The organism is Paenisporosarcina sp. P4_D4 (assembly GCF_056401835.1).
Window position 1 is genome coordinate 1 of the sequence record NZ_JBFUIO010000090.1, and the last position, 9109, is coordinate 9109.

A 9109-nucleotide genomic window follows, 5' to 3' on the forward strand; every position below is an offset into this window, starting at 1 on the left:
GGATATACCTTGGGTGGCTATTCTGGGTAGTATTATTTTAATCATATTGATTATTATTGTATGGCGCTTAGCTAAAAATAGAGCGGAATTTGTAGAACTTAAAGAAAATCAAGTGGAATACGAAAGAACTCAAAGCAACACCATGCAAGTAAGCGAACAGAAGGATATGTCATGGAGTTATTCAATGGAGACCAATGTAGTGCGAGACGCATACCGAGTTTATGAATTGGATGCAAGCTCACATGGTTATACACGCAATCACAACGAAACAATACGGGAATGGTTCATCAGAGAAGGATGGCACGTCTCTGAACGCTTCTATGACGTTTACGATGTCGTCCGTTATAGTAAAGGGTTGATGAATGAACATGATGGTAAATGGTTTATTGAAGAATTAAATCATCTTTCGAAAAAATATTTTAAAAATGAGGTTTAACTTTTTAAATTTTGGGGGAAAGTATATTTGAACACAGCAACATTCTCATTTCCCCCTTTTTATAGGACACATTTCCGAAAGGAATGTGTCCTACTTTTTTTGTCTTCCAAACTTACCTAATAAGAATTCTTCGAATAAGCTTTTTTCCCATCCACTAAACCCACTAAAATTATTAAAGATTCAGGTACGATACAATTCTCTATTTAGTGAGGAAGATCGAAGTCGAAAAATAGTTCATTATTTCAAAATGTTTCGATGCTTAAATCAAGGAACTTTGATAAACTTATAGTCAATTACAGAAATTTTCCAACTTGGAGGTTACATATAATGATTGAAAAAGCACATATCGGTTTTGTAGGCACAGGAGTAATGGGTAAAAGTATTGTTAAGCATCTACTGACAGGTGGCCATCAAGTCACCATTTATACACGTACGAAAGAAAAAGCGGAAGATTTACTTGATTTGGGTGCAAAGTGGGCACAGTCTCCAGGTGAAGTTGCATCCCAAGTGGATATTATTTTCACTATGGTCGGTTATCCATCAGACGTAGCAGAAGTTTATAATAGCGCAACAGGAATCTTTGAAAACGGAAAAGACGGATTGGTTGTAGTCGATTTGACAACATCAACACCGACACTTGCGATTGACCTTTATAATAAGTCCCAGTCACTGGGCATGAGTTCACTTGATGCCCCGGTCTCAGGTGGGGATGTTGGTGCAAAATCAGGCAAGTTATCAATTATGGTAGGAGGCGACAAAGAAGTTTTCGATAAGCTGTTTCCGATATTTGAGTTATTTGGTGAGCATATCATTTATCAAGGGAAAGCGGGCGCTGGTCAGCATACAAAAATGGCTAATCAAATTGCCATTGCCTCTTCCATGATTGCAGCATGTGAAGCAATCACTTATGCCAAGGAAGCGAAGCTCGATCCAGAAATGGTCTTGCAGTCTATTACAAAAGGAGCAGCAGGTTCATGGTCTTTGACTAATCTTGCACCGCGCATGCTGAAAGATGATTTTGAAGCCGGGTTTTATATGAAACACTTTATCAAAGATATGGGCATTGCACTCGATGAATCGAAAAAAATGAACCTGAAGTTACCTGGTTTAGAAATGACGTATGCCATGTATCAATCTTTAGCTGATCAAGGATTTGAAAATGAAGGAACACAGAGTTTAATAAAGGCTTACAAAAAATAGAATAGATTATAACGGGGTGCTGAGAGTGAGCCAACAACAAACGACTCCAAGGAGTCCGATAGCTCTTTATTTAACGTTACCGATTTTGTCCTGGGCTTTTTATGATTTTGCCAATACGATATTCTCGTCTAATATCAACACGGTATTCTTTCCTTTTTACACAGATGATGTAATTGGCACAAGTATAGCTAAACAGCAAGTTGCCAGTACGTTTGTATCATATGCAAATGCTGTCGCCAGTTTTTTCTTGGTCATGTTTACACCTTTGTTTGGCGTATGGATTGACCGAACTGGATACAAAAAACGATTCATCGTCTGGTTCGCTTCTATTTCCATCCTAGCAACTTTCATGATGGGGGTATTCGGGGGGCTTGAATCGAATTCATTAATGTGGGGCGTGCCAATGTCCTATGCATTGGTGGTCATAAGTTTCGTTATAGCTAAATTCTTTTTCAACTCCAGTCTTGTCTTTTATGATTCGATGATGAGTGATTTGGGGACTAAAGAAGAAATGCCATTAATTTCTGGATTTGGAGTGGCTGTCGGTTATATTGGAACGATTGTCGGATTACTTGTGTATCTTCTTGTCAGTGATGGTGAGTTTCATAAAGCATTCATTCCAACCGCTATTTTATATTTACTATTCAGTCTGCCATTATTTTTCATAAACAAGGATATACCGATTCMTAAAAATCAAAGAGTCAAAGGTTCATTTTTTGATGGCTATAAAGTAATAATAAATACGTTCAAAGATATGAAATCCCATAAATCAGTTTTCACTTTTATGATTGCGTATTTCTTTATAAATGATGCCATCTCAACCACTATTGCTATGATGGCCATTTATGCAACTGTCATAGTCGGTTTTTCTTCTGGACAATTCATTATTTTATATCTTATTTCAACTATTTCCACTGTTATTGGGTCTTTTGTATTTGGATACATTACAAAGAGGATAGGAGCAAAAAATGGGGTGACAATTGTTGCTGTATTAATGATTGTATCCCTCATTGTTGCTGTTTTTGCAGTCGAGCAATGGATGTTCTGGATTGCAGGAAGTATGTTCGGAGTTTCACTTGGTTCCATGTGGGTAACGTCGCGTACACTCATAATTGAACTGACTCCTGAAGATAAGCGAGGCCAATTCTTTGGATTGTTTGCTTTTTCTGGAAAAGTGTCTTCTATTATTGGACCTGCACTTTATGGGACCATTACGTATCAATTACAGGATTATGGAACAATTGCAAGTCGCATTGCCTTGTCTACTTTAATTGTGATGACGATTATTGGTTTAATCATTCATTTACGCTTAAAGCATGATTCAACCATTTCAGTGGATTAAAACACTGCTGAACAAAAAAAGCCGGTAACCATGAAAATGGTTCCGGCTTTTTAAAAATAAATTAATCTAAATAAGTGCTGCCAAAAGTATAAGTACGTTTCTTAACTGGTTGTTTTCGAGACAGTGGGGTGGAGGCATGTGTGGGTTTTTTCTTTATTATCGTTTGATGCAAGCCTGTGTAATCACTTAACAGCTGTTTGGCAAGATTCAAACTCATTCGTCTTTGTGGATTACGATAATTCTCATCAAGATGTCCCAAATGTGGAAGGCTTTGAAAATCCTCTTTTTTGGGTAATAAATGAAAGTAGTAATCAGCACATTGAACTAAGACAGAAGATTGTTGTTGACTAAAACGAGGGTTTTTCACAAAGTGTAATCCCAATTTTTTAGCACGTCCGGTTTCAATCATCTTTTCAATGGTCAATCTTTTTAATTCATATAGAAATTTATTATCAGTAGCAGTTTTTGCATGACGATTAACTGAATAAATAGCGGAAGCCAGTTGTCCATCTGTCCTATCTTGTTTCATGAAACCCCACCCTTCAAATCTTGAAAAATTGAGAATATTAGCCAGAATCAAGAAAAATTCAGAGCATTCAATTAACTACTATCATACCAATTCATTCCCAATCTGTATAGTTGAAAACAAAAAAATATGGGAAAGGTGATAAAATTATGGAAAAAAAGAAAACAGCCATTTTAGATATCGGGTCAAATACAATTCGTTTAGTGATATATTCCTATGATGATATCAGAGGACTTAGGGAATTTGAAAATATAAAAACAGTTGCACGCTTACGCACTTTTATTCTACCAGATGGGTCAATGTCTGAAGATGGCATTTTGCTTCTTAAGGAAGTATTAACATCTTTTAAACAAATGCTTAAAGACTATGATGTCGATAATGTTATTGCAACAGCTACTGCGGCTATTCGGCAAGCCACCAATCAACAACAGATTGTTGAACGTATGAAGAAAGAAACCGGATTTGATCTCGATGTCTTAAGTGAAGAAGATGAGGCATATTTTGGTTTTTTAGCTGTTGTTCATTCTGTATCGACTGAGTCTGCCGTAACGATTGATATCGGAGGTGGAAGCACCGAGATTACGTACTTTGTAGATAAAAAATTGCAAAAGACACATAGTTTTCCTTTTGGGGTTGTTTCCTTGCAGCAACAATTCATGAAAGATGAGAAGTTGACGCCCGTCGAAAGAGAACAGCTAGCTTTGTTTGCAGAAGCCCAATTCCGATCTCTTTCTTGGCTAAATGGTCTGAGTTTACCCGTTATCGCAATCGGGGGAAGTGCACGAAACATCGCACAAATCGATCAACAACGGAAGGAATATCCGATTTCTAATGTTCATCAATATCAAATGAAAGTGCATGATTTATACACTTTAAGTGATACATTAGGTGACTTATCGGTTAATGAACTAAATAAAATAGATGGGTTGTCGAGTGACAGGGCAGATATTATATTACCGGCACTTGAAGTGTTCAAAGCGTTAATGAAAGTTGTCCATTCCGAGGAGTTTGTGTTCAGTCGCAAAGGTCTGAGGGAAGGGATTATGTTAAATCGGGTGCTGCAAATACATCCGGATGCTCTGAACAAGTACGATGTTTTTACCCATAGCAGCGAGGCACTAGCAGCAGAATTCGAAATGAATCAACATGAGGCAGAGCATCTTCAATTTTTGGTAGAACAAATTTATGAAGCTTGCGTGAGTCACCAAATGATTGAACGATCGCAGGAAAGTTTAATGTTATTGAGAAGAGCGGCTGCGTTATTTTATTTAGGTGAATACATTGACGCAGATGCAGCAAGTCAACATACCTTCTATATATTATCGAATCGTTCGATTGATGGTTTGGAGCACTTAGATCGAATTAAATTGGCCTTGGTAGCATCCTACAAAAATAAAGAAACGCTCAAGCGTTATGCAGTTCCATTTGAAAAATGGCTGACGAAAGAAGAACTAAAACATTTAAGGGATTTGGGGGCAATATTAAAATTTGCTTATGGTTTGAATGGTTCAAAACGTTCGGTGGTAGACAAAGTTTTGATGGAGTCTTCCAGCAAAGGACTGATTATGAGAATTCATGTCAATGGGAATGCAATGGCKGAAGAATATCAGGCAGGGAAACAGAAGAAGCATCTTGAACGATTATGTAAATGCAACATCGATCTGGAATTTGTAGAAAAGGATGGTCATATTCATGGCTGAACATCATCCAAAGGTAGACATTGATCAACCGGATTACTATAACAATCGTGAACTAAGCTGGCTTGCTTTCAATGATCGGGTTTTACAAGAAGCAGAGGACGAACATAATCCTTTAGCAGAACGATTGAAGTTTTTAGCGATTTTCAGTTCGAATTTGGACGAATTTTTTATGGTACGTATCGCAGGTCTTCAAGATCAGGTAAGGGCGGGTTTTCAAAAACCTGAAAACAAAGCAGGACTGACTCCTAAAGAGCAACTAAAGAAAATTGCCCAGAAAACGCATTCCCTTGTAAAAAAACAGTCTGAACTTTATCAGCAATTAATCAATAATTTGAAAAAAGAAAATKTGGAAGTTTTATCGATTGCAGAGTTATCTATAACTCAAAAAATCTTCGTTCAACATTTTTTTGAAGAACATGTTTTCCCGGTACTCACGCCTGTTGCTGTAGATGCATATCGTCCATTTCCAACCTTGTTGAGTAAAACCATGAACATCATTGTCATGCTGGAACAAAAAGGGGAAGAAATTCATAAAAAAGTGGCAATCGTGCAGGTTCCATCTGTTCTAGCCAGGATGATAAAAATCCCTTCAAAGGATAAAAGTGATTCATACATTTACTTGGAAGACTTGATTATCAATCAAATCGATACATTGTTTTATGGATATAAAGTGAAAGCAGTAAATACATTTCGTATGACCCGAAACGCAGATTTAACAATTCATGAAGAAGGCGCGCGCGATCTTTTAGTGGAAATAGAAAAGGAATTAAAGAAAAGGAAATGGGGAGCCGCAAGCCGTTTGGAAGTTCGGTCAAATGAAATCAACACTGAAATTTTAGCATATTTATTAGATGAACTAGAGATTCATAAAGATGATGTTTATGAAATTGATTGCCCAATCGATTTAACCTTTCTTTTTTCATTCATTAAAGAAATTAGAGAGGGTCGTGAACATCTGGAATTTGAAAATTTTATTCCTCAACCGCCATACGATTTGGAATCTGAGGAAGACCTATTTGAAAAAGCATTACACCAGGACTTATTTTTCCATCATCCTTATGAATCATTTGCCCCCATTTTAGATTTTGTTTCTGAGGCAGCGGAAGATCCCAATGTCCTTGCGATTAAACAGACGTTATATAGGGTCAGCGGTAATTCCCCTATGATAAATGCCCTGAAACGTGCAGCAGAAAATGGCAAACAAGTAACGGTATTAGTTGAATTAAAAGCCAGATTTGATGAGGAAAACAATGTACATTGGGCCAAAGAGCTGGAGCAGGCAGGTTGCCTCGTCATTTATGGAATGCATAATTTGAAGACCCATTCAAAAATTACATTGATTGTACGTAGCCGAAACGGACGGATTGAACGATTTGTCCATTTAGGTACCGGAAATTACAATGATCAAACGGCAAAAATTTATACGGATATGGGAATTATTACAACGGAAAAGAAATTTGGTATTGATGCGACTAATTTCTTTAATTTTTTAAGTGGCTACACAGAAAAGCCGAATTTTCATCATTTGATTGTGGCTCCATATGATATTCGCGATGAGTTTATCAAGCTGATTGAACAGGAAATTGAATTCCATAAAAAGAACGGGATTGGTTATATACGTGCAAAAATGAATTCATTGACGGACAAAGACCTGATTATGAAAATGTATGATGCTTCTATTTCAGGGGTGAAAATTGATTTAATCGTACGTGGTATCTGTTGTTTGCGTCCGCAGATTATGGGAATCAGTGAAAATATCCGAGTCATTAGTATTGTGGGCAGATTTCTGGAGCATTCGAGAATTTATTGGTTTCATCATAATGGTGAAAATCATGTTTATCTATCTTCTGCGGATATGATGACCAGAAACATGATCAAACGGGTCGAGATTCTTTTTCCTGTTTATGAAGAGTCAATAAAAAAACGGATTATGAACCTTATTTTATTTCAAATGGAAGATACAGCGAAGGCCCGTGAGCAAGATCAATATGGTGAGTATCATCACCGATTGCCGAAAAATGATGAACCGGTCTGGAACAGTCAGGAAGAGCTCTTAAAGTTAGCCTATCGGATCTCGGAAGATATAGAATGAAGCATTTTAATAAAACATATATACTTTTCTACGATAGTAATGGCATAATTGGGATTAAGAAAGAATATTCAGAATAAAAAGGGGTGTCTAGTATGTTGTTGAAAGATCAAACCATAATTATTACGGGTGGTTCTAGTGGTATGGGATTCTATATGGCTAAACGTTTCGTAGAAGAAGGTGCAAACGTTGTCATTACTGGACGCGATATGGAGCGTCTGGAAACAGCTCAAAAAGCCATTTCACATGATTCCACTCGAGTAGGTATTTTTCAAATGGACGTGCGCGAACCAGAACATGTGAAGGCGATGGTTCAGTATACGGACGAGAGATATGGGAAAATAGATGGACTGGTTAATAATGCTGCGGGCAATTTTATCGTTCATGCAGAAAAGCTTTCACCGAACGGCTGGAAATCCGTAATTGATATAGTCTTGAACGGAACATTTTATTGTTCGCAAGCAGTTGGCAACTATTGGATTGAGAAAGAGCAAAAAGGAGCCATTCTTAATATGCTGGCAACATATGCGTGGAATGCCGGTGCTGGTGTTGCTCATTCTGCAGCAGCTAAAGCGGGAGTCATGTCATTGACACGTACATTAGCTGTCGAATGGGGTACACAATATGGAATTCGGGTAAATGGTATCGCACCTGGTCCAATAGAACGAACTGGTGGTGCTGAAAAACTTTGGGAATCCGAAGAAGCTGCAGCACGTACGCTCAAATCTGTTCCACTTGGCCGACTCGGACGTCCAGAAGAAATTGCAGATCTTGCATCATTTATGCTTTCCGATAAAGCTTCGTATATGAATGGAGAAATCATCACGCTTGATGGAGGTCAATGGTTAAATAAGTTTCCATTTTAAGCTTAAAATCCATGATTTGACCCATACTAACTTTACTTCATTGAAAGGGTAGGATGAGTATGGATATATGGACTTGGCCTTTGCTATTCGTTATCGTCATCATAAGTTTGATTGGTTTGTACGGGACGTGGCGCGTTATGACGCTTGAAAGTAGACGGCAGCAAGTGAATGATACGCCAATTGCACAATCAGTAAAAGATAATCCCATTTCGTTTAATCCAATTTTCTGGGTATTTGTCGCTGCGGGCGCTTTTGTCTTCGTTATTATCATGTATTACGTCATGACTTCTTCCGCTTAATCAGGGAAGAAGTTTTATTATGGATAAAACGTTTACATCTATGTTCATTCCCAGAATATGATATGATAAAAGAGTAGTATGCTGTTCGCAAGTAGAGCAGATAAAGGAGTAGAAGTGTATGATTTCGGTTACAAGCAGAGATTTTTTGGATATGCAAATCGAAGAATTCATCATCTCATCAGAAAAAGTAGCACATGTGCAAGTTGGAAATAGTGCAGAACATGCCTTATTAGTATTAACAAAAACAGGTTATTCATCCGTACCGGTTTTAGATTTCAAGTACCGTTTAAAAGGATTAGTCAGTACACAAATGATTACAGATTCCATTTTGGGACTTGATCACATCGAATACGAACGTTTACCGGATATAAAAGTGGATGAAGTAATGCAATCACCTGTTCCAACGATTCATATTAATGAAAAATTCAAAAAAGGACTTGATCTTTTGATTAATCATCCTTTCTTATGTGTAGTGGATGATGAAGAAACTTTTTTAGGTATTTTAACTCGACGAGTTGTATTGAAGCAATTGAAAAAACATATCTATCAAAATAATCAGTAATATGCAAAAATAAGAGAAGATCTCCATGGGAGGTCTTCTTTTTTCGTCTGTACAAAATTTTTACGTTAATATATCTATTTGATGAAAGC

8 protein-coding genes and 1 pseudogene are annotated in these 9109 nt (G+C 37.3%); 8 read left to right on the plus strand and 1 reads right to left on the minus strand.

The features are described from left to right. The 3 genes and pseudogenes from AC1DSL_RS14205 to AC1DSL_RS14215 all read left to right on the plus strand — a co-directional run. Positions 1-436 (plus strand): annotated as a pseudogene (locus AC1DSL_RS14205) (hypothetical protein); the annotation flags it as partial. Between the two features lie 327 nt (positions 437-763). Further along, positions 764-1636, plus strand: a complete 873-nt coding sequence (locus AC1DSL_RS14210; RefSeq protein WP_477532659.1) for an NAD(P)-dependent oxidoreductase — start codon at positions 764-766, stop codon at positions 1634-1636. A gap of 25 nt (positions 1637-1661) precedes the next feature. Then, positions 1662-2978 (plus strand): MFS transporter, encoded by a 1317-nt coding sequence (locus tag AC1DSL_RS14215; protein ID WP_477532660.1) that lies wholly within the window; start codon positions 1662-1664, stop codon positions 2976-2978. 61 nt (positions 2979-3039) lie between these two features. Here AC1DSL_RS14215 and AC1DSL_RS14220 read toward each other — a convergent pair whose 3' ends face one another. Further along, positions 3040-3507 (minus strand): YkyB family protein, encoded by a 468-nt coding sequence (locus tag AC1DSL_RS14220; RefSeq protein WP_477532661.1) that lies wholly within the window; start codon positions 3505-3507, stop codon positions 3040-3042. 146 nt (positions 3508-3653) lie between these two features. Here AC1DSL_RS14220 and AC1DSL_RS14225 point away from each other — a divergent pair, with 146 nt between their 5' ends. From AC1DSL_RS14225 to cbpB, 5 genes are all read left to right on the plus strand, one after another. After that, complete coding sequence (locus AC1DSL_RS14225) at positions 3654-5204, plus strand: Ppx/GppA phosphatase family protein (RefSeq protein ID WP_477532662.1); 1551 nt, start codon at positions 3654-3656, stop codon at positions 5202-5204. After that, on the plus strand, positions 5197-7296 hold the full coding sequence (locus AC1DSL_RS14230; protein ID WP_477532663.1) for an RNA degradosome polyphosphate kinase: 2100 nt from the start codon (positions 5197-5199) through the stop codon (positions 7294-7296). The genes AC1DSL_RS14225 and AC1DSL_RS14230 overlap by 8 nt, the downstream gene beginning before the upstream one ends. Before the next feature lie 92 nt (positions 7297-7388). Continuing rightward, on the plus strand, positions 7389-8159 hold the full coding sequence (gene fadH, locus AC1DSL_RS14235) for a 2,4-dienoyl-CoA reductase (protein ID WP_477532664.1): 771 nt from the start codon (positions 7389-7391) through the stop codon (positions 8157-8159). A 59-nt stretch (positions 8160-8218) separates the two neighbouring features. Continuing rightward, positions 8219-8458, plus strand: a complete 240-nt coding sequence (locus AC1DSL_RS14240) for a hypothetical protein (protein ID WP_477532665.1) — start codon at positions 8219-8221, stop codon at positions 8456-8458. Between the two features lie 118 nt (positions 8459-8576). Further along, positions 8577-9020 carry a cyclic-di-AMP-binding protein CbpB gene (gene cbpB / locus AC1DSL_RS14245; RefSeq protein WP_016427862.1) on the plus strand — a complete coding sequence of 148 codons (444 nt, stop codon included), beginning with the start codon at positions 8577-8579 and terminating at the stop codon, positions 9018-9020. Positions 9021-9109 lie beyond the last annotated feature (89 nt).

Excerpts from the sequence above, each read along its gene's own strand:
- AC1DSL_RS14210 (WP_477532659.1), top strand. The coding sequence starts at position 764 with ATGATTGAAAAAGCACATATCGGTTTTGTAGGCACAGGAGTAATGGGT.
- AC1DSL_RS14220 (WP_477532661.1), bottom strand. The coding sequence starts at position 3,507 with ATGAAACAAGATAGGACAGATGGACAACTGGCTTCCGCTATTTATTCA.
- fadH (WP_477532664.1), top strand. The coding sequence starts at position 7,389 with ATGTTGTTGAAAGATCAAACCATAATTATTACGGGTGGTTCTAGTGGT.
- AC1DSL_RS14240 (WP_477532665.1), top strand. The coding sequence starts at position 8,219 with ATGGATATATGGACTTGGCCTTTGCTATTCGTTATCGTCATCATAAGT.
- cbpB (WP_016427862.1), top strand. The coding sequence starts at position 8,577 with ATGATTTCGGTTACAAGCAGAGATTTTTTGGATATGCAAATCGAAGAA.